The sequence below is a fragment of the Oceanipulchritudo coccoides genome, assembly GCF_010500615.1.
Classification (GTDB): Bacteria; Verrucomicrobiota; Verrucomicrobiia; order Opitutales; family Oceanipulchritudinaceae; genus Oceanipulchritudo; species Oceanipulchritudo coccoides.
The window spans coordinates 98,294-120,608 of the sequence record NZ_JAAGNX010000001.1; the positions used below are offsets into that span (position 1 = coordinate 98,294).

General features: G+C 56.1%; 13 protein-coding genes and 1 tRNA gene (1 of these 14 only partly in view). 8 read left to right on the forward strand and 6 right to left on the reverse strand.

The annotated features are described in order from the left end of the window. Positions 1 to 4,839: the 3' end of an LEPR-XLL domain-containing protein gene (locus G0Q06_RS00380; protein ID WP_163961341.1), read on the forward strand. Its footprint begins 23,592 nt before the window's first position; the window shows 4,839 of its 28,431 coding nt (coding positions 23,593–28,431); its start codon lies off the left edge, out of view; its stop codon occupies positions 4,837 to 4,839. Between the two features lie 52 nt (positions 4,840 to 4,891). Here the strand turns inward: G0Q06_RS00380 and G0Q06_RS00385 are convergent, their stop codons facing one another. The 3 genes from G0Q06_RS00385 to G0Q06_RS00395 all read right to left on the reverse strand — a co-directional run bounded on the left by G0Q06_RS00385 (position 4,892) and on the right by G0Q06_RS00395 (position 5,926). Further along, complete coding sequence (locus tag G0Q06_RS00385; RefSeq protein ID WP_163961343.1) at positions 4,892 to 5,242, reverse strand: DUF4870 domain-containing protein; 351 nt, start codon at positions 5,240 to 5,242, stop codon at positions 4,892 to 4,894. 163 nt (positions 5,243 to 5,405) lie between these two features. Then, positions 5,406 to 5,813, reverse strand: coding sequence for a GIY-YIG nuclease family protein (locus tag G0Q06_RS14735; protein ID WP_343203179.1), 408 nt, complete (start codon positions 5,811 to 5,813; stop codon positions 5,406 to 5,408). A gap of 40 nt (positions 5,814 to 5,853) precedes the next feature. After that, a tRNA-Ala gene (locus G0Q06_RS00395) sits at positions 5,854 to 5,926 on the reverse strand. 251 nt (positions 5,927 to 6,177) lie between these two features. Here G0Q06_RS00395 and G0Q06_RS00400 point away from each other — a divergent pair. The 4 genes from G0Q06_RS00400 (at position 6,178) to gndA (ending at position 13,572) form a co-directional block, all read left to right on the forward strand. Further along, entirely contained in the window at positions 6,178 to 7,557 is a 1,380-nt protein-coding gene (locus G0Q06_RS00400) for an efflux transporter outer membrane subunit (RefSeq protein WP_163961345.1), read from the forward strand. Positions 7,558 to 7,594: 37 nt separating this feature from the next. Beyond that, positions 7,595 to 8,833 (forward strand): efflux RND transporter periplasmic adaptor subunit, encoded by a 1,239-nt coding sequence (locus G0Q06_RS00405; RefSeq protein ID WP_163961347.1) that lies wholly within the window; start codon positions 7,595 to 7,597, stop codon positions 8,831 to 8,833. 21 nt (positions 8,834 to 8,854) lie between these two features. Then, positions 8,855 to 11,995 carry an efflux RND transporter permease subunit gene (locus tag G0Q06_RS00410; RefSeq protein WP_163961349.1) on the forward strand — a complete coding sequence of 1,047 codons (3,141 nt, stop codon included), beginning with the start codon at positions 8,855 to 8,857 and terminating at the stop codon, positions 11,993 to 11,995. A 68-nt stretch (positions 11,996 to 12,063) separates the two neighbouring features. After that, positions 12,064 to 13,572, forward strand: a complete 1,509-nt coding sequence (gene gndA / locus G0Q06_RS00415) for an NADP-dependent phosphogluconate dehydrogenase (RefSeq protein WP_163961350.1) — start codon at positions 12,064 to 12,066, stop codon at positions 13,570 to 13,572. Positions 13,573 to 13,597: 25 nt separating this feature from the next. On the opposite strand, the gene G0Q06_RS00420 is transcribed toward gndA, so the two are convergent. Both G0Q06_RS00420 and argH read right to left on the reverse strand, forming a co-directional pair. Continuing rightward, positions 13,598 to 14,998 (reverse strand): MFS transporter, encoded by a 1,401-nt coding sequence (locus G0Q06_RS00420; protein ID WP_163961352.1) that lies wholly within the window; start codon positions 14,996 to 14,998, stop codon positions 13,598 to 13,600. A gap of 22 nt (positions 14,999 to 15,020) precedes the next feature. After that, a complete protein-coding gene (gene argH, locus G0Q06_RS00425) occupies positions 15,021 to 16,424 on the reverse strand; it encodes an argininosuccinate lyase (protein WP_163961354.1) in 1,404 nt (467 codons plus the stop codon). A gap of 179 nt (positions 16,425 to 16,603) precedes the next feature. On the opposite strand from argH, the gene G0Q06_RS00430 reads away from it, so the two are divergent. Further along, the gene (locus tag G0Q06_RS00430; protein WP_163961356.1) at positions 16,604 to 18,139 is read left to right on the forward strand and encodes a class I tRNA ligase family protein; all 1,536 of its coding nucleotides are present in this window, start codon (positions 16,604 to 16,606) and stop codon (positions 18,137 to 18,139) included. A gap of 135 nt (positions 18,140 to 18,274) precedes the next feature. After that, positions 18,275 to 18,439 carry a YqaE/Pmp3 family membrane protein gene (locus G0Q06_RS00435; RefSeq protein ID WP_163961358.1) on the forward strand — a complete coding sequence of 55 codons (165 nt, stop codon included), beginning with the start codon at positions 18,275 to 18,277 and terminating at the stop codon, positions 18,437 to 18,439. Positions 18,440 to 18,506: 67 nt separating this feature from the next. Here the strand turns inward: G0Q06_RS00435 and tatC are convergent, their stop codons facing one another. Further along, positions 18,507 to 19,352, reverse strand: a complete 846-nt coding sequence (gene tatC / locus G0Q06_RS00440) for a twin-arginine translocase subunit TatC (protein ID WP_163961360.1) — start codon at positions 19,350 to 19,352, stop codon at positions 18,507 to 18,509. Positions 19,353 to 19,464: 112 nt separating this feature from the next. On the opposite strand from tatC, the gene ppdK reads away from it, so the two are divergent. Next, positions 19,465 to 22,215, forward strand: coding sequence for a pyruvate, phosphate dikinase (gene ppdK, locus G0Q06_RS00445; RefSeq protein WP_163961362.1), 2,751 nt, complete (start codon positions 19,465 to 19,467; stop codon positions 22,213 to 22,215). The last annotated feature ends 100 nt before the right edge of the window (positions 22,216 to 22,315 follow it).

Here is a 22,315-nt window from a genome sequence, read left to right on the forward strand (position 1 = left end):
TCGCTGGAAGCGGTCACGCACCTTGGCGGGGATGACATCATTACCGGCGGCGACCGCAACGACATCGTCATTGGCGGCACCGGAGACGACACAATCTTCGGAGGCTTTGGCAACGTAGTCACAGGCGAGGGTGCTGACATCCTGATCGGCGACAATGCGCTCCTGACGGCATACCTCATAGACGAAATCGATGTTCCTTTTGCAGTCCATGAATTCACTATTTGTGAAATCACGACCATCGGCTTCGAAGACGAGGACGGCGGGGCTGACACGCTTATAGCAGGCGACCTCAATGATGTCCTCTTCGGCGGAGCGGGTGATGACATTATCTATGCCGGCGGTGGCGATGATCTGGTCTTTGGCGATCATGGTAAAATCACCTGCAAGGGAGGATCCTTTATCCCGAAGATCAGCCTTCCGGTCGTTTGTGATGATTTCCTCGAGCTCCACACGGGCCTGCGAACCATTAGCATTGAGGCCATTAACTTTGATACCAACACGGGTACCGGCAACGACTTGGTCTACGGTCAGGATGGTATGGACCTTATCATGGGTCAGCAGGGCGATGATGTCCTCTACGGTGGAGACGGCGACGATATCCTGATTGGTGGCAGCAATGTATCCGGTGCGCTGGATGGGGATGACCGCCTTGACGGTGGACGTGGCAATGATGCCATCGCCGGCGACAATGCAGAGATTTGCTATCGTCCGGACAATCTTGATCCACGCATGCGCGCTCTAACCGGCACCAATATCTACGGTGTTACTCCCGGTATCGACGATGGTCGCGCCCTTGTCGAAGGTGTGGGAAGCATTCTTTACCCATCCTATGTCGATCCGCGCGGTGCCCTCCCGGGCAACAGCTACGGCCAGCCGATTCATCGCCAGTACCTGATCAAGCTGCTCGACCACGACGATGTCATTGAGCAACAGGCTGACGACCCGTTCATCCGGGTTTGGGGCGATGACTACATTGCCGGCGGTGCAGACGAAGATGAAATCTTTGGCCAGCTCGGCGACGACATTATCCAGGGCGACGGCGCGATCGGGATTGATCCTCGCACCGACCTGAGCAAGTTGCTCTTCGCTGGCGACCAGTTCCAGCAAAGCGCTACCCCGACTGCCTTTGACGCATTCCGCAACACGCCCACCGGGCTTGACGGCGTCGGCGACCTCACGGTCTATGCTTCCTTTGAGTCGGCCAGCGATGGCGACGACTACATTGAAGGCAACGGTGGCAAGGACGTGATCTTCGGCAACCTCGGACAGGACGACATCATCGGTGGCAGCTCCGACTTGTACGGATTGGTTACATTTGAAATGCGTCCCGATGACAGTGACTTGATCTTCGGTGGGGCTGGGACGGATATTTCACGGAACAACATCGGTGATGCCATTACCGCTCGCAGCCCAGCTTTACCGATCGGTGCGCCGGATGACCTGATTATCACCACTCCGGGCGGTCATGCCCATGACGCCGATGTGATGATCGGTGACAACGGCCAGATCTTCCGCCTGGTTGGAGTCAACAGCGTACAGCGCTCCATTGGCGAAGATGCCTTCAACAGCGCCCTCGGCGGATATCCGGTGGCTGCCTACAATCCGGCCTTGAATGACGTCTATGCAAACGGCGTACGCAGCACTGGCGGGTACTTGAATTTCAACTACGATTATGAAGGTCCGGCCGCGCAGGGTTACGGCAGCGATAACAATTCCGAAACCTACGACTTCATTGTTGTCCGCGCGGTCGAGTTTCTTGACTACCACGAGGGTGGCAACGATGTCTGGGGAGATGACGTGATTGACCGCGGCATGGGTGACGAACTGCACGGTGAATCCGGCGACGACACAATCTATGGCATGACTGGCGCTGACATACTCTTTGGCGAAGGCCAGGACGATGACCTTGTCGGCGGCTACGGTAACGACTGGATCAGCGGTGGCACAGGCGACGACGGGGTCATCGGGGACGACGGGCGCATCATTGTGAGCCGCAATGCGACGACCTACGGCGAACCGCTCCACGGAGTAGTTGCCCTCTTGCCCGACAACGGCGACACCAAGACTTTCAACGGCAACATGATCAACGAAGAGATTGCCACTCCGGGTACAATCCAGGAGGCCGTGGTGAATATCGGCGGAGCCCTCAAGAAGGCTGTCAACCTGACACCATTCAGCTTCGACAATGACTTTATCGGAAACTGGGATGAATTTACCGAGGGCGTGCCGAAGAAGCGTGGCGCCACACCTGATAACCCGTTCCCGCGCAACGCAGATGATATCATCTTTGGTGGCCTTGGTGGCGACTGGCTGCACGGAGGTTCTGGTGACGACGCAATCATGGGTGGCGAAGCCCTCGCGGAAGCCTATACACAAGTTTATGACGAAACCGGCGCGCTCATCGGGGTTGCCCGAAGCGATTACAACCGTCCGTTCAACCCGGTAGACGCCCTGCGTTACAATCCGGTGGATGTTGATGGCTGGCACTTCGACCGCACCCGGCGGGCGGGTGAGTTTGCCCTTTACGATGAGTATGACCCGCTGAGGAAGATTACCCTCAACAACGACGGCACCGCCAACAAGGACGATGCCGGGGGGCTTGCCTGGTTCCTCAATTTCTCAACTACGGAAGGCACCTACGTGCCGGCCGGCGTTAATGCCGATGCACATGGTCAGCAGGCAACGACCTACCCACAGGCGTGGAGCGACGGCAATGACCGTATCTTTGGTGATACCGGCAACGACTGGCTCGTCGGGGGTAGTGGACGCGACACAATCTATGGTGGCTTTGGAAATGATTTGCTCAATGCCGACGATAATCACGACACCAACCAGCTGCGTAATGATGAACCCGATACACAGGTGAGCTACGAGGACCGCGCCTACGGCGGTGCTGGACGTGACATTCTCATCGGCAATACCGGTGGTGACCGTCTCATCGACTGGGTTGGCGAGTTCAACAGCTACCTCGTGCCGTTCGCTCCGTTTGGCATGGCCACGGTGAGCCGCACCCTGCAACCGCAGCTCGCCGAATTCCTTTACACACTCAGCGCCAGCGATGGTGCCGATCCAACACGCTTCCTTGACACCAATGGCCAGCCGAGCCAGGCCTTCCGCAACGGTGAGCCCGAAGGCGAGCTGGGCCTCATCCGTCAGAAGGATTATGCGTGGCAGGATCAGACCGGTGCTCCCACCGATCCGCAGGCGGGCAATATCCCGGGCGGCAAGCGTGATGTCCTCCGCACAGTCGGTTTCAACAATGGCCAACCGGATGGATTTTTCATCGATAGCGGCAACTGGACCGCCCAGAACGGCAATTACACAGTCGGGCCTGAAGCGATTGGAGGAGATGCCCTGAGCGTCTTCAACGTCAATGCCTACCTCCCGAATTACTTTGAAATCATGGCCACCGTTGTCCCGGTCAAGCCGACAGCCGGTTTCAAGAGCAACGCCTATCTGGTCTTTGATTACCAGAATGCCAGCGACTTTAAATTTGCCGGAATCAACGTATCCACCAACCGGCTCGAAGTGGGCCATTCTTCCGGAAACGGCTGGGTCATCGACAAGTCCAGCTCCATTCAAGGACCTTTCAAATCCGACATAGAGTATTCTATCTTCCTCGCCATCAATGGGAACTCAGTAGATCTGATCGTTGATAACAAGGTCTCGATGTCGTACGAGTTCGAGGCAGTGTATGATGAAGACGGTGTATTGCTTGGGCTTAACGACGGAATGGTCGGCCTCGGGGGTGACAACTCCCGTGCCTCCATTGATAATGTCATCGTTCAGCGCCTTACGCCCGAGACTACTTTGACGCTCAGTGATAATTTTGATGGCGCGGTCAATAATCTCTTCCTGACTCCTGCAGGTGGCACATGGTCTGCAGGAAGCGGCCTTTATCGTGGCGTGGCCAACACGGAGACCGCGATCAGCCTGATCGGGGTTGGCGTCTCCCCAAACTCGGTCATCCGCCTTGAGTCAAATATGCAGACAGCAGGGGAGGCCGGCTTTGTCTTCGACTACTACGATTCCCGGGATTACAAGTTCGTCACGATCTCCAGCGAGACGAATGAAGTGATCATCGGCCACAAGACAAAGAGAGGTCTTGTCGTGGATGCCACTTACACTTTCCAGGGCCTGGATCTCTCCGGTAGCCAAGACCTGAACGTCCTCCTCAAGGGAAGCACCATCAGCGTGACCCTGAACGGGTCGTTGGTCCTCAGTCACGCCTTTAACGCCCTTGTCACGGATGGTAACTACGGACTTATCGGTGCTAGTGGCCAGACTGACTTCAATGAGGTGATCTTCCAGACGGATGATCCGGCACTTACCCCGGAAGAAGGGTCCGGCTCGGGTGATCCGGGTGCACCAGTCCCGATTCTTGTCCTGCCCGACATCGAGGACGACATCTCTGTGATTGAGCCGGAAGTGGAAATTGTCGAGTCCGGCAATAATACAATTCCTCTCGGCCTCCCGGTAATTTCCGGAGCGCCTCAGGCCGGCTTGATAGCCCCCCACAAAACGGGCACCGCCACATTGACCCTTTATGCATGGCCCGTAGTCCAGGAAGCTGCGACGCGCCTGAGCAACCAGATTGCCCCCACTTCCAATCCCACGAGGGGCTTGATCGCTCCCACTTCGGCAAGCACTGACACCTCCCTGGTCATCAATGCCTGGCCGGTTATTCAAATCAGGGCCGTGGAAGGGACCTTCATGGGGGAACTTTCATCCGCAAGCTCCAGCACAGCCAGTTTTGTCCCGGAAGTTGACCTGTTCCTGACTGAGACTGACGGAGAGTCGCTTCAGGATTACTTCGCGAGAATCCTGTCCCTGTACTGAGAAACGGCTTTCCTGAGCCGATCAACCCGCGATTCCGAGCTGCCCGGATCCCTTACTTGATCAAGCGGATCGTCAGCGGGTAGCGGTAAAGCTCGTTGTTGGACGCCTTGATCGCACCGACAATTGCCAGGACAATGCCCGCAATACCGACCGCAATCAGCAGGAAAATTCCAATGACAACCACTATCAGGATTGAGCTGATGATGGCGTAGATGAACAGCGAAATATGGAAATTCAGCGTTTCCTTGGCGTGCGCCGGAATCGTTGAATTGGCATCATCCTTGGTCACCAGATAAACAATCAGCGGAAGGATCAGCGCAACTCCCAGAAAGGCCGAAAGGTGGCAGAGCACGTTCCAGAGTTTGTCGTTCGTGTTTGAGATGATCGGTTGTGTTTCGGTCATGCGTCCAATTGAAGCAAACACAGACTCAAGGTCAAGACCCGGCATGCCAGCCGACGTGTCCTGCGAAGCGCACGCGAAGCAGGAAGCCTTGGCGAAGGGCTTGTTCCGCCGAAGCTCGGAGAGCGAAGGGCTTGTCCGCCGAAGCTTGGAGAGCGAAGGCGGATCACCACAACCTTTTCCTCGCAAATGCACGCCCGGAACCGCTTTTCAAATATGCTTCAAAAGCCGTGGCCGAGGATTCCGAGGAGAACGATATATAGGTTACCAACCCCCATGGCTTGTATTTCGAAGTGTGCGGCGATCCCCCCTTGTTGTGTTTCTTCAAGCGCTTCCGGAGATTGCGGGTAAATCCGACATATCGTTGGTTTGGATACGGAATACTTTGGATCAGGTAGACGGTGCGCACGCAGGGAACTTGATGACCCCATGCCTTGCTTGGCACAGCATTAATTCGCTCTATTTGGACCAGATGGAATACTTGGAATTGATGGGGGGGTAAGGTCACAGTAGTGAGCCCTCCTTCGCCCGCTGTCGCGGAGCTTCGGCGGGCAGCCTTCGCTCTAATCCTCACTTCTGGCTGGCTTGCCAGCCGAAGCTCGGAGAGCGAAGGCTGGAGCTGATCGGGATTGAACCGACGACCTCGTCATTGCGAACGACGCGCTCTCCCAACTGAGCTACAGCCCCTTGTGTGAAGCTCGAAGCGTGGAAATATTGGCCGGATTCGTCAATGTCTAATCAAGCGCCTGACGGGCGTTGAGCAGTTTGATGGCAAGGCTGGTTACGGACTGGATTGGATATGGAATTTGTAAAAACCGAGATCGATTATCTGCAATTCTACATGTCCCTTGGCTGTCAAAGGAGATATTTCTCCTGACGGGATTGCGCTGGAAGAAGTTGCGTATAGAATTAGCGTTTGGTTTAAACCAATTCAGGGGATGAATTTTAGGAAAATTATTTTAATCGTTGCGGTAGCCATGCTGTCTGCGGGCTGCGTTCAGGTAACGCCGCCGGGTGAGGAAACGCTGAGTGTCACGGTGCCGCAAGGGTGGGGCACGGGGTCTGTTTCGGGATCACCAGCAGACGGCTGGATTGAGTCTTTTGGCGATGAGGGATTGTCAGCCGTGATGGCTGAAGCGCTATCCGGTAATTTACAATTGCAGGCAGCCCTCTCCCGCTTGGAGCAAGCGGAGGCCCTTGCCCGTATTGAGGGAGCAGACCGCTGGCCGGATCTATCCCTTTCTGGAAGCGCCAGCCGGCAGATGAGCAACAATTTGATTGATCCGCCCGTGCGGACACGCAGCGACCGCTTCGGGCTGGATGCCGTAGTCAGCTGGGAACTTGATCTCTGGGGTCGGGTCCGTGCACGGGCGCTGGCCGCTAACGCTGATGCTGAAGCGGCACAGGCGGATTACGCGGCGCTTCGCTTGTCAATCGCCAGCCGCGTTGCCAATGCCTGGTTTGCGACGATTGCGGCCCGCCGGCAGGAGGCTTTGGCCCTGGAAACAGTGACCTCTTTTGAAGCAAACCTGACAACCGTGCAGGAGCGCTTTGAGCGCGGATTAAGTCCTGCTCTGGACCTTCGCCTGACGCGGGCCAATGTTGCCAACGCACGGGCGACACAAGCCTTGCAGAAGCGTCTTGCCGACAGTTCAGCGCGGCAACTTGAAGTGCTTCTTGGCAGGTATCCTTCAGCCACCGTGAGCGTTTCAGATGAATTGCCGGTATTACTGGAACCTGTTCCCGCTGGTCTGCCGTCCGAGCTGCTCCTGCGGCGACCCGACATCCTGGGATCAGCCAACCGCCTGATGGCCGCGGATGCGCGCCTGAAGGAAAGCAAGCGGGCGCTTCTACCAGCAATCCGCCTCACTGGAAGCTATGGCCGGGCCAGCAACGACCTGGATAACATATTGAAGGATTCCTTCGACGTCTGGAGCTTGCTGGGAAATATCACTGCCCCGCTTTTCCAGGGTGGCCGCCTGCGCGCCAATGTGGACCGCTCGGATGCGCGACTCAATGAGAGTGTCGCAAATTACCGGGACACGGTATTGACTGCTTTCCGGGAAGTGGAATCAGCCCTTGCCGGCGAAGCCTATCTGCAGCAGCAACTGGAGGCCCTGCAGGTGTCCGTTGAGGAATCAACAGGAGCCCAGGAGCTGGCCGAGGAACGGTACGAGCGCGGACTGGTCGACATTATCACCGTATTGGAGTCCCAGCGTCGCGCCTTCAACGCGAGGAGCGCATACATTTCCCTGCAGAATGAGCTCCTCCAGAACCGTCTGGCCCTGTATCTGGCCCTTGGCGGTAACATTCGTTGATTTTCCCTGATTTCCGAATCCACTGTTTAGTATTATTATGAAGAAGCTTTTACGTCTTTTCCTGCCTGTGTTGATCCTGGGCGGGGGTATTCTCTTTATTGTCTACCTGAACCTGACCAAGCCGGTTACCGAGCGCCGCAAGCCGCCCGAGCCCATCGTCCAGGTGGATGCGGTACGTCTGCAACCCGAGACCTACACCATTACCATTCGCTCCCAAGGCTCTGTCCGGGCGCGCACGGAAAGCACGCTGATTCCCGAGGTTTCCGGGCGGATCCTGTCGATTTCCTCCAATTTCCGGGAAGGGGGATTTTTCTCCAAGGGAGATATCCTGCTGGAGATTGATTCAAGTGACTATCTGACAGCACTCACGGTGGCGGAGGCCAATCTTGCCGAGGCGCGAGTCCGCATGGCTGAGGAGGAAGCCCAATCTGGCCAGGCCCGGCGTGACTGGGAACGTCTGGGCTCAGGTGAGACACCTTCAGATCTGGTTTTGCGGAGTCCGCAGCTCGCCCTTGCCCGCGCCAATGTGGCCGCGGCGGAGGCACGGGTCCAGCAGGCTCGTCGCGACCTCGACCGGACACGTGTATCGGCCCCATACGACGGTCGAGTGCTGACAAAGCGTGTGGATGTCGGGCAAGTCGTCAGCCCCGGCAACTTGCTCGCTGAAATTTATGCAGTGGATTACGCCGAGATCCGCCTACCCTTGACAACTGACCAATACGCCATGCTCGACATGGCCCCGGTGGCCCGTGGGGCTGAGCAAGATGAACAAGTAGATATTCCGGTGCGCTTGTTCGCTCAATTTGGACAGGAAACAATTTCCTGGACCGGCCGGATCACCCGGGTTGAAGGGGCAATCGACACCCGAAACCGTCAGGTTTATGTCGTCGCTCAAGTTGACGATCCCTATGGGTCAGTGCATTCAAGGCCGCTCAAGGTCGGGCTATTCGTCGAAGCCGAGATTGGGGGAAAAACGCTTGAGGATGTTTTTGTCCTGCCAAGGACCGCCCTCAGGGAATCCAAGTTTGTCCTGACAATTGACAGCGAGAAGCGTCTCAAACGTGTTCCTGTCACTCCTCTCTGGGCCGATTCGGAAGAAATTATCTTCTTCGAGGAATCTATCGCACCCGGAACTTTGGTTTCATTAACACAGATGGCCTTGGCGATCGATGGAATGCATGTTCAGCCATCAGTTGTGACCGATGAATCCGGACCGGCGGAGATGGAGATTGATCCGGAAACCCTGGCCTCAAAGTCACCCGTCCCGAGTCCATAGATTCATTTCCTGTCTCTCGCCATGATCGAATATTTTGCACGAAACCGGGTTGCTGCCAACCTGCTTATGGCCTCTGTCTGTGTGCTGGGCCTAGTCTCAGCCTTCAACCGCCTTACGCTTGAGGTCTTTCCAAGTGTCGAGGCGGATGTGGTCAACGTCCGCGTCTTCTATCCCGGGTCGACGCCGACAGAATCGGAGGAGGCCATCGGGATCCGCATTGAAGAGGCCATTCAGGACCTGGAAGGTATCGACAGGCTCTATACAAACGCCACGGAAGGCCTAGTCACCGTCACCGCTGAGGTTATTCGCGGATATGATCCCCGCGAGTTGCTTGACGATATCAAGAACCGGGTTGATTCGATCAGTACATTTCCGGAGGACGCTGAGCGTCCCGTCATTGAGCAGCCGGCCATTTCCGAGCGGGTCCTGAACATTGTTCTTTCGGGTCCATTGACCGAGACGGATTTGAAGAAGCTTGGTGAGCGCATCCGCGAGGAAATCACCAACCTTCCGGGAGTCACGCAGGTGGGCCTGCGCGGCGCACGGCCATACGAGATAGCCATCGAAGTATCGGAAAAAACACTACAGGCCTACAATCTCACCTTTGCCGATGTGGCCACGGCCATCCGTCGGTCCTCGGTGGATCTCTCTGCTGGCCGTATCCGAACCGCCGGAGGGGATATCCTGTTGAGGACGGATGCCCAGGCGTATGTGCAGGAGGAGTTTGAGGAAATTGTCGTCCGGACAGATCCCAACGGGACGCGAATCACCCTGGCTGATATTTCGGAAGTCCGGGACGGCTTTGACGAGAACGTCATGTATTCTGAATTCAACGGTAATCGTGCTGTCATGGTTGATGTTTTCCGTGTAGGGGACCAGGACGTGATCGAGATTGCCCGGACGGTGAAGGATTATCTTGAGCGATCCCAATCAACTTTGCCCGAGGGGGTCAGCTTGAACATCTGGAACGACTGGTCAGAGACCATCCGGGATCGCTTGGATACCCTCAGCGGCAGCCTCCTCTGGGGAGGTCTTCTGGTATTCCTGATTCTCGCCATGTTCCTGCGGTTTTCCGTGGCCATCTTTGTCGCGATCGGGGTGCCGGTAAGTTTTCTCGGTGGATTGGCGCTGATGCCCTTGTTCGATATCACTCTGAACCTGTTGTCCATGTTCGCGTTTATCATGGTGTTGGGGATTGTTGTGGATGACGCCATCGTGACCGGGGAGAATATTTTCAACCATCTTCGTCGGCGCAAGGGAAGTGCGACCGACGCTGCTATTGCCGGGACCAAAGAGGTCAGTGTCCCAGTCACTTTCGGGGTCATCACGACCATGATCGCCTTTGTTCCCCTGATGCTCCTGCCAGGTCGTCGAGGTGAATTTTTCTCGGTCATCGCGGTGATTGTCATCATCGTCCTGGCCTTCTCCCTCGTGCAATCAAAGCTCGTTTTGCCCGCCCACATGAGCTACCTCGTGAATATCGGAAAACGGGATGAGAAACTGAATTTTCTCCAGCGTTTCCAACGGATTTTTTCCGACGGGCTTGAATGGTTTATCCGCAACATCTACCGGAAGCTCCTGCATGTTGCGATCAAGCACCGGTATAGCACAGCTGCCTTCTTTATCGTCATCTTCATGATCATGATCGCCATGCTTTCGACCGGGCGGCTCAAGTTCTTTTTCTTTCCGCGTGTGGAAAACGATTGGGTGACCGTGAGATTGGAAATGCCCATTGGCACACCTGTGGAAGTGACGGAACGCTATGTCATGGCGATCGCTGACGGTGCGCAGAAGGTGAAGGATGATTTTAACTCGCAATACGGGGATGGCACCGTCCGCAACATGCTGATGACGGTCGGGGGGCAACCCTTTGGCAGTAGGCGGAGTGGTGGGGCATCCGGCCAGAGTCATCTGGGTGAGATGATTCTTGAGCTGGCGCCCGGAGAAATACGAAACCCCGCGGTTTCGGCCTTTACGGTATCCCAGGCATGGCGGAAAAATGTCGGGGTTGTTCCCGGTGGTGAGGTCAGTTATATCTTTTCCAGAGCCAGTGGCGGTGCGCCTATTGATGTCCAGTTATCCGGGCCGGATTTTGAGCAGCTCGATCTCCTTGCCGCTGACATCAAGGAACAGCTGACAACTTATCCGGGCGTGGTGGATATCGTCGATTCTTTTGAATCCGGCAAGGACGAGATCAAGCTCAAGCTGAAGCCCGCCGCGACCAATCTCGGACTGACTTCACAGGATCTTGCGCGCCAGGTAAGGCAGGCATTCTTCGGTCTTGAGGCACAACGCATTCAGCGCGGACGGGATGATGTCCGCGTCATGGTACGCTATCCGCAGGATGAGCGGCGCAGTCTTGAGAATCTCGAGAACATGCGCATCCGCACACCGGACGGCTACGAGGTTCCCTTTTCAGAAGTGGCAATTGCCGAGATGGGAAAAAGCCTCCCGTCAATCCGCCGCGTTGACCGCAATCGCACCCTCAATATTACAGCCGATATTGAGGAAGGGAAGGGTGATGTGGAAGCGGTCAAGGCAGACCTTGTTCAGGGTTTTCTGCCAGCGCTGCTGGCTTCCCACCCGGAAGTCTCTTTCTCCCTTGAAGGTGAGGCGCGTGAACAACGGGAGAGCTTCGAAAGTCTACGCTACGGCATCCTCTTGGTCCTCTTCGGTATCTACATGATGCTGGCCATTGTCTTCCGGTCCTATCTGCAACCCTTTATCGTCATGCTGATCATTCCCTTCAGCATCGTCGGGGCAATTGCCTTTCACCTCGTTCGTGGGGATACCCTCAGCATCATGTCCATTCTGGGGATTCTCGCCCTCATTGGCGTGGTCGTGAATGACAGCCTGGTCCTTGTCGATTACGTCAATCGACACCGCAAACAGGGTTTTTCCCTCCTGCGGGCCGTCTCCTATGCCGGCATCGCCCGCTTCCGGCCCATCCTCTTGACCTCCCTCACCACCATCGGGGGCCTCACGCCGCTTCTTCTCGAAAAAAGCCGCCAGGCCCAGTGGCTTATCCCCATGGCCGTCTCCCTCGCCGGCGGAATCGCTTTTGCCACCTTTATTACGCTCTTCCTCGTCCCCATCGTTTATCTCATCTTTGAGGATATCGCCAAGGGCGCCCGCCGCGCCTGGAATTGGTGGCGGGGGTAGCCCGCGTAAAAATTCACACACGTGTTGGATTGACAAGGCGGGAGCCCTTCCATTAAGCAATCTGGTAAATGAGCGAAGAGACAAAATCTGAAATCGGGCTAATTGGCCTGGCAGTGATGGGGCAGAACCTTGCCTTGAACGTGGCGGACCACGGGTTCCGCATCTCGGTGTACAACCGGACGACGAGCAAGATGGAGGAATTTGTGGCGAAGCATCCGGACACGCCCGGCGGGCTGGTGGGGGAAGCGACGCTGGAAGGTTTTGTGGCCTCGTTGAAACGCCCGCGCAAAGTGATCATTCTGGTGCAGGCGGGCTGGGCGACGGACAAAGTGATTGAAGGACTTGTTCCGCTGATGGAGGAGGGCGACATCATTATTGACGGAGGGAATGCCAAGTGGACCGATACCATCCGCCGCGAGAAGGAGCTGACAGCCAAGGGACTGCGCTTCATAGGAAGCGGGGTTTCCGGGGGAGAGGAAGGCGCGCGCTTTGGCCCAAGCCTGATGCCCGGAGGCACCAAGGAAGCATGGAAGCATCTGGAACCAGTCTGGTCGGCGATTGCCGCCAAGGTGGACCCGAAGACCGGCCGTCCGCTTGAAGGGGCAAAGCCTGGCAAACCGGTTGAAGGGGGCTTTTCCTGCTCCGCCTATATTGGTGAAAACGGCGCCGGGCATTATGTGAAAATGGTGCACAACGGCATCGAGTATGGTGACATGCAGATGATCTGTGAAGCATACGACCTGATGCAGGGCGTGCTTGGCCTGAGTGCCCCGGAGATGGGCGAAGTCTTCACGAAATGGAACAGCGGCATGCTCGACAGTTTCCTGATTGAGATTACCGCGGACATTTTAAAGCAGACCGATCCGGAAACGGGTAAACCTTTTGTCGATGTGGTACTTGATACGGCCGGGCAAAAAGGCACCGGCAAGTGGACCAGCGTCAACGCGCTCGACATGGGCGTGCCTGCCCCGACCGTGGCGGAAGCGGTCTTTGCCCGCTGCCTGAGCGCGGTGAAAGAGGAGCGCGTTGCGGCCGAGAAAATCCTGAAGGGCCCGGAAGGGTTCAGCTTTGAAGGCGACAAGGAAGCCTTCATCCAGGCAATCCACGACGCGTTGTATTGTTCCAAGATCTGTTCCTATGCGCAGGGTTTCCAGCTCATGCGTGAGGCGCAGAAGGAATATGATTGGACATTGAATTTTGGCGAGATTGCGCAGATCTGGCGCGGCGGTTGTATCATCCGTGCCGCTTTCCTGCAAAAGATCACGGAGGCCTACGAGCGTGATCCCGACCTGGCCAACCTTCTTTTGGACCCGTATTTCAACAAGACCATCCAGGACGCGCAGGCCAACTGGCGGAAAGTGGTGGGAATTGCCGCCCAGGCAGGCATCAGTATCCCAACTTTCAGCAGTGCGCTTAGCTACTACGATGGCTACCGCACGGCACGCCTGCCGCAAAACCTGCTGCAGGGTCAGCGGGACTTTTTTGGTGCGCATACCTACGAGCGCCTCGACAAGCCCCGCGGGGAATTCTTTCACATCGACTGGCCGGATCCCAAGCGCCCACAGATCAAGGCGTAGGCTTCCTCGCTGGAGTCCAGCCGCGCTATTTTGGCAGCGTCGTTTCTTTAGTACCTTTTGTTGGCCCGCTGGGCAGGAAGTTGATCAACTGGCCGATATAGCGGAACGGGCGTAACAGATTGGCACCAGTCTGGATGGATGGTCGTTCCCTGTGCTCTGAGGTGAGCCATGGGACGTAGAAAAGCAATCCGAGCTGGACACCGAGAAGGCCAAGAAAATAGAGGCCAAAGCGGTCGGGTTGCACCCCGGGCAGGCCACCTGGTATTTTCACAAGGAAGCCCCATGCGATGGGAGCAAGTCCACCAATGAGGCCAACGACCGCACTGTGGACGGAGACATGCAGGGCTTGTTGTTCGTCATCGCAAACCCGTGGGAGATATTTCAGGTGGGCGGTGATCCAGAGGCTGGCGGCGATTCCGAAACAAAAGTAGGCGAGCGGGAGAAACAGGAGCAGCAGTTGGTGACCGGTGACGAGAAAGTACCAGAAGGCGCTGATGCCCAGGCTCAGGACGAGGGAGACCCGGAAGACCGGCTTGACCCCGATCTGATCGATCCTGCCGCGCATGAACAGTGTCCCGATGATAGCGCCGGCATACTGGATGGCGGTGTAGGTGAGAATCAAGTCGACCCCGACGCCCGCATCAACTTTCAGGTAGTAGGCCTTAAGCGGGACAAAAGCTGTTCCCATGACAGCGGAGGCAATCATGAAGACCAGGTATTGGCGAAACGGGGAGGAGCGAAGGCAGATTTTCGGTGTCTCTGAAAAGATCCTCCGCAAGCTGGTTTCCTTCGGCTTTGGTGGATCCTTGACCTTGGACAGAAAGTAGATCGTGAAGAAGACGCCGGCAATCGCATAGAGGTATTGCCAGAAAAAGGCCTGATAGATGGGAAGATATCGGAAAAGCAGTGAGCAGAAGAGCAGGGTGAGGATGCCGGAGATGCCAGTGACCGCCTGGTCGGTGCTGAAGTAGCGGCCACGGACGGATTCCGGAAGCGTGGCGTATATAAGCGGCATGACTCCGCAACTGCCCATTGCCCGGAACAGGCTGAAAAAGAAGGCTGAGGCAATGAGGGCGTAGACCATCCAGCGCTGTGGCGCGGCGGGGGCCATCCAGACAATTCCCAGCGGAATAAGGAGGAAGATTCCACGACTCGCCCATCCGAAGATGACCTGTCGCTTGTAGCCAAAGCGGGGCAGGGTGGCAGTGGCGATTATCTGCACAGGAAGGAGCAGGAAAACAAAGGCGTAGGCCATGCCGACTTCGAAGGAACTCGCCCCCAATTGTCCCGCCAGGAGAACCAGCGGTGTTCCCAACCCTATCATCCATGTGGTCGCATTGAAAAACCCGAACTTGAGCAGGTTTGAATACGGGGCGAGCGACACGGGTCCATCCGCGGCGGGGTCAGCTTGCGGGGACTTTTTCATGGAATTTCGAGTCTGCTATCGCTCAGGAATTCAGAACTGTCTTCCAGCGTTTCAATTCCACACCAATTTGTTGTGGTCCGGGCATTCCCGGGCGTTCCCGCAAGGAGAGGGCTTTTTTCACGGAGAAACACTCCGTCCAGTCTGCCTCGATCTGCGGGCAGATCTTCTGGGCTTCATCCAAGGGAATATCGTTCAAGGAGCAGGCGGACTTTTCGGACAGGCCGACCAGAGCACCGACAATGTGGTGCGCGTCGCGGAAGGGGACCCCTTTCAAGACCAGATAGTCAACCAGATCAGTGGCCAGAAGCAGCGGATCAGAAACCGCTTTTTTGCAAGGCTCTGGATTGACTGCCATGCCAGCGATTGTGCCCTCAAGAACGAGGAGGCAATCCAAGGTCATGTCGAGGCAGTCGAAGACCGGTGGTTTGTCTTCCTGCAGGTCGCGGTTGTAGGTCAACGGAAGGCCTTTCACGAGGGTGAGCAGCGTGGTGAGCTGGCCCATGATCCTTGCTGATTTGCCGCGGATCAGTTCCAGTGAATCCGGGTTCTTTTTCTGCGGCATCAGGCTGGAGCCCGTGGTATAGGCATCCGGCAGGCGGACAAAGCCAAACTCCTGGCTGCTCCAGAGGATGATATCTTCGGCAACCCGTGAAAGGTGCGTCGCAACCAGTGAGCAGACACCGGCAAACTCGATGAAAAGATCCCGGTCAGCAACAGCGTCCATTGAGTTGCGGGTCACTTGCGGGTTACCTTGTTCATCGACAAAGCCGAGTTCGCGGGCGACAAATTCCCGATCGATGGGCAGGGTTGTCCCGGCGATGGCACCCGATCCCAAGGGACAGACCCGGGCTCGCTTATCAAACTCCTGGACCCGCTCAAGGTCACGCGAGAACATTTCCATGTAGGCGAGCAGGTGATGCGCCATCGAGACTGGCTGAGCGCGTTGCAAATGTGTGTATCCAGGAATAGCAATCTCGCGTACTGCTTCAGCCTGGTTCAGCAAAGCCCGCATGAGCCCCTTCAGTACCGATGCCAGTTGCTCGCCGGCATCCATGAAAAAGAGTCGCATGTCGGTGGCAACCTGGTCATTGCGGCTGCGTGCAGTGTGGAGCTTTGCCGCCTCTGGTACAGCCTTGGTCAAGGCCTGCTCGATGTTCATGTGGACATCTTCAAAGGCGGGATCCCAGGTAAAATTCCCGGAACGGATTTCTTCACCAATGCGCTCAAGACCCGAACAGATGGCGGCTGCCTCTTCCTCCGAGACCAAACCGACGCTGGCGAGCATGCGGGCATGTGCCATGCTGCCCTGGATGTCATAGGGGGCGAGTCGCTGGTCGAAGGAGACCGACTCGCTGAACCGCACCATTTGGTCGGCCGGACCCTCGCTGAACCGTCCGCCCCAGGTTGCCTGCTTTTTCTCTGACATGGGAATTAGCATTTGAATGGGAGGGAATCAGGCAATGTTTTGTTTTGTCCTTTCGACCGGACTCGAAGGCACCGACTCATTGGTTGCGCAGGTTTAGCTTGAACATAGTGCCTTATCCTTAGACTTTTTCCTTTCGAGCGTGGACCACCTGAAGGCGGGACTCCAACTTACGACCGACAATGAAGAAATTCTACATCACCACCGCAATTGATTATGCCAACGGTGCGCCGCACCTGGGCCACGCGTACGAGAAGGTCCTGACGGACGTTGTCGCCCGCTACCAGCGCTTGATGGGAACGGAGGTCCACTTTCTGACCGGGATTGACGAGCATGGCCAGAAAGTCACGCAGACGGCACAGGAGCAGGGTAAGACAGCGGAGGAACTGACGAATGAAGTGGCGCCCCTTTTTGTTGAGCTCTGCAAGCGCCTCAATATCTCCAATGACGATTTTATCCGGACCACGGAACCGCGCCACAAGACGGTGGTGCAATCGATTCTGCAGGACCTGTTTGATCGTGGAGAAATTTACAAGGGTCCCTACAAGGGATACTATTCCGTCCGGCAGGAACAGTTTGTCCTCGAAAAGGAGCGTGATGAGGACGGCAACTGGCCTGAACTGTATGGCGAAGTGGTGGAGATTGAGGAAGAGAACTACTTTTTCAAGCTGGGCGCCTACCAGGACTGGTTGATCCAGTACCTTGAGGAAAACGCCTTTGTCGTGCCGGCCTTCCGCCAGAAGCAGGTGCTTGGCTTCCTGAAGGAGCCGATCAACGACCTCTGTATTTCTCGTCCGAAAAGCCGCCTTTCATGGGGGATTGAGCTACCTTTTGATTCGGAATACGTGACCTACGTCTGGTTTGATGCCTTGATCAACTATATCTCGGCAATTGGCTACGGCACAGAGGCCTTTTCTGAAAACTGGCCCGCTGATTACCATGTCATCGGGAAGGACATCCTTGTTCCTTCACACTCAGTCTACTGGCCGGCCATGTTGAAAGCCATGGGAGTGGAGCCCCCCAAGGCCCTTCTGGTTCATGGCTGGTGGCATGTTGGCGGGCAGAAAATGTCCAAGAGTACCGGGGCAAAAATTGATCCACTCGAATTTGCCGAGACTTACGGGGCCGACGCCCTCCGCTACTTCCTGACCCGGGAAATGAGCGTTGGACAGGACAGCGACTTCACCATCGAGCTCTTTCTCGGGCGTTACAGTGCGGATTTGGCCAATACACTCGGAAATCTCGTCAGCCGCCTGCTGAACATGGCTGGGCGCAATTTCCCCGGTGGGCTTGCCCCGGCGAGCGTAGTCGAAGAGCCGGAATCCACCCTGCACGCCTTGTGGAAGGAGACACACGAGGAAGTAATGCAGGCGTATGCCCAGTTCCAATTCCACCTGGCATTGGAAAAAACATTCAATTTCATCACCGCGCTGAATCGCTATGCGGAGATTCGCGCCCCATGGAAACTGGCCAAGTCTGATGATGAAAAGGACAAGGCCCTCCTGGCGACAACTCTCAGCACAATGGCGGAGGGCTTGCGTCTCGGGAATGTCTTCCTGAAGCCGGTCATGCCGGACATCTCGGACCGGATCAGCGGCCTGCTTGGTCAGGAGCCGGTGACCCTTTGGGAAGGCCAGCTGGAATGGTCGACCCGCTTGGTTGGCCAAGTCCTTGGGGAAAAGGCGATTCTCTTTCCCCGGCCTTCCACGGATAGCTGAACCTTTTCCCGGACGATTTCCGGCTGATTGAGCCTGATATGGCTTGATTTTCTGCAGAACATCGTCTGCTTGACGCCCCTGAGTTCATCGAGCAATATGCGCCTTGCATACTAACCATAACGAAAGGGACTAAACATGAATCCTATAGTACTCATCATCCTCGCCATCTTCATTCCGCCACTGGCGGTTTTCTTGAAGGAAGGAGCTGGCAAACAATTTGTCATCAACCTCGTTCTCTCGCTGCTCCTCTTCTGGATTGGCGGTATCATCCATGCCCTTTGGCTGGTGACGAAGAAGTAAAATTCCTTCGGGAACCTGAAAATCCCTTTGAAGCCCCGATTCCGTATGAACGGTGTCGGGGCTTTTTTTAATCAATTTCCTCCTCCTCGGCATCCTCCCGGCGCCGTTCCAGCCGCCCTGCACCGACGATGGCAATCTCGTAGAGCAAGGACATCGGGGCGGCCAGCAGGATGAAGGTGACGGGATCCGTGGTGGGCGTGACAACCGCCCCGATACAGAGAAAAAGGACAATTGAGTACTTTCGAAAGGCCAGCAACTGGGCCTTTGAAAGGATTTCCAGGAAAACCAGGATCAAGAGGACCAGCGGAAACTGGAAAGCCAGTCCAACGCCGAGAACCATCCATGTGAGCAGCCCGTAATAGCTGGCGGCGGTCCAGAGCGGGGCAAATCCCAGCATCTGGTTGAAGATGATGGAGGCCCGCAAGGCTGCCGGGACGAGAATGAAAAAGCTGAAGGTGGCCCCGAGAAAAAACAACACGAAGGCCCCCAGGCAAGCCGGACGGAGCAGCTTGAGCTCGCGCTCGTTCAGGCCAGGGGAGACAAACTGGCCGACAAAATAGAGCATGAAGGGCAGGGAAAGGGCAAATCCTCCCCCCAGGAGCAGGTAGAAAATGACCGAGAAAACCCCAAGAATAGAGGTGTTGATCAGTCCGCTCATCTCAATATCGCGGCCGCTCACCGCAAACAGGTAGGGCCAGCGGAGCAGTTCTGAAAACTGGGCAAGGAAGATCCCGATCAGGATACAGGCAGCCCCAAATGCGATAAAACTCTTGAAGAGCGTCCAGCGCAGGTCCTCGAGGTGGTCGAGAAAGGTCATTTGGCCCTCAGGTTCCGCTTCATCCACCGTGTCGGGCTGTGGTTGATCGATTGCTGGAGGCCAGTTTTCGGGGGGTGTGTTATCCGGTTCGGTCATTGCGGTGGTTACTCGTTGACATGGAAGGTATTCGGCCTAATTTCGCCAGTTTTTCTCAGTAATAGACCAACCACGGTTAAGTAAACCATATAACTCGAATCAAGTATCAAGCATGCCAGCTAAAGCCAGCAAAAAGAAGAAGACGGGAGCCGTTAAACGTAAGGCTTCCTCCAAAGCGGTTAAACATGTCTACGCCTTCGGAAAGAAGACGGACGGCAATTCCAAGATGAAGACGCTCCTCGGAGGCAAGGGTGCCAACCTTGCGGAAATGGCGGCCATCGGGCTTCCTGTTCCTCCCGGATTCACCATCACGACGGAAGTGTGTACACATTTCTCGCAGACCAAGGGCAAGTATCCTGCAGGCCTGGATGCGCAGGTGAAGGCCGCTGTTAAGCAAGTCGAGAAGGAGCAGGGCAAGCTATTCGGCAGCAAGACCGATCCGCTGCTTTTCTCTGTCCGTTCGGGTGCCCGCGAATCAATGCCGGGTATGATGGACACCATTTTGAACCTTGGCCTCAACGACAAGACAGTTGTTGCCCTCGCCAAGAAGTCCGGCAACGAGCGTTTTGCATGGGACTGCTACCGCCGTTTCATCCAGATGTACGGTGACGTTGTCATGGGTGTCCAGCCCCGTAATGACACGGAACATGAGCCGTTTGACGTCGTCATGGACAAGCTCAAGAAGGAGCTGAAGATTGAAAACGATGCTGACCTGAGCGCGAAGAACCTTCAGGAACTGGTCAAGCGCTACAAGGCCCTGATCAAGCAGCGCACGAAGAAGAGTTTCCCGCAGGATGCCTACGACCAGCTTTGGGGAGCCGTCAGTGCCGTCTTTGGTTCATGGAACAACGAGCGCGCCGTCATCTACCGCCAGAAATACAACATTCCTTCGGAGTGGGGTACAGCGGTGAATGTGCAGGCGATGGTCTTTGGTAACATGGGTGACGATTGTGCCACGGGTGTGGCTTTCACACGTGACCCTGCCAATGGCGAAAAGGTCTTTTATGGTGAGTACCTCATCAACGCGCAGGGTGAAGACGTGGTGGCCGGTGTTCGTACACCAAAGCCAATTGCCCAGCTGGCGGATGAAATGCCTCACGCTCACAAGGAACTGGAAGTTGTCCGCAAGAAGCTGGAGAAGCACTTCCGTGACATGCAGGACTTTGAGTTCACGGTCGAAAGCAACACCCTCTACATGCTTCAGACCCGTAACGGTAAGCGTACCGGCCTCGCCGCTGTCCGCATCGCCGTTGAGATGAACAAGGAGCGCTTGATGACTGAGAAAGTCGCCTTGTCGAAGATTCCGGCTGAATCAATTGATTCACTTTTGGTGCCGATTTTCGATCCAAAGGCGGAAGCCGCTTCCAAGGCGATCGCCGCCGGTCTCCCGGCTGGTCCGGGTGCCGCCAGCGGTCACATTGTCTTCTCCGCCAGCACTGCTGAGCGCGAAGTGAAGGCTGGCCGCAAGGTCATCCTCTGCCGTGTCGAGACTTCCCCGGAAGACTTGAAGGGCATGTTGGCTTCGGAAGGTATCCTCACTTCACGTGGTGGAGTCAGCTCGCACGCGGCGCTCGTTGCCCGTCAGTTGGGTAAGGTCTGTATCTGTGGAGCATCCACGGTGAAGATCGACTACGAGAAGAAGACCCTGATTGCTGGAAAGACCCTCCTCAAGGAAGGGGATTTCATTTCCATCAACGGAACCAGTGGGGAAATCTTCGCTGGCGCAATTGACACGACGGACAGCGAGGTCAAGCGCGTCCTGGAAGGCAATTTGAAGCCCTCCAAGAGCTACACTTACAGGTTGTTCTCAACTGTCATGGGTTGGGCTGACAAGTACCGCAAGATGAAGGTCCGGACCAATGCCGACACGCCTGAAATGGCTGTTTCGGCGATTGCCTTCGGTGCCGAAGGGATTGGCCTCTGCCGTACGGAGCATATGTTCTTCGAAGGCGACCGCATCGATTACATGCGCCAGATGATTCTCGCAGGAGATGAGAAGGAACGGCGCTCTGCCCTGAAGAAGTTGCTTCCGTTCCAGCGCAAGGACTTCAGTGGCCTCTTCAAGGCCATGAAGGGTCTGCCAGTAACGATCCGCTTGCTGGATCCCCCGTTGCATGAGTTCCTGCCGCACGACGACACAACCCGTCATCAGTTGGCTACCAAGCTGGGCGTTTCCCGGGAAACAATCAATGAGCGCATGAAGGCCCTCCATGAGGAAAACCCGATGCTTGGTCATCGTGGCTGTCGTCTCGGAGTCTCCTACCCGGAGATCACCGAAATGCAGGCGCGCGCGATCTTTGAAGCGGCCGCTTCCGTCATGAAGCTGAAGAAGCCGATCAAGGTGAGCCCGGAAATCATGATTCCGCTCGTTGGTTTCCAGGCGGAACTCAAGGATCAGGTGGAGATTGTCCATCGCGTTGCCAAGGAAGTCATGGCTGCCAAGAAGGTGAAGATCGCCTACACGGTGGGTACCATGATTGAAATCCCGCGCGCGGCGATTACCGCTGACGAGATTGCCGAAGTCGCTGAGTTCTTCAGCTTCGGTACGAATGACCTGACCCAGACAACCCTCGGCCTCAGCCGAGACGACATGGGCGGTTTCTTCGACGACTACCGGAACAAGGAAATCTTCAACCAGAATCCGTTTGCCAGCCTCGATCAGGATGGTGTCGGCAAGCTTGTTGAGATGGCCGCTGAAAAGGGACGTTCGGTTAAGAAGAACCTGAAGCTTGGAATTTGTGGTGAGCACGGTGGTGATCCGGCTTCCATCAAGTTCTTCAATTCGGTTGGCCTGAACTACGTCAGTTGTTCACCTCCCCGTGTTCCGGTTGCCCGCCTTGCCGCCGCACAGGCTGCGCTCTAAGGCATCGCCAAACGGGTAAACCGATTATTTTCCAGCCCCGATCCCGCATCTGCGAGGTCGGGGCTTTTTTTATGATTTACTCAGGAATGATTTCGGCTCC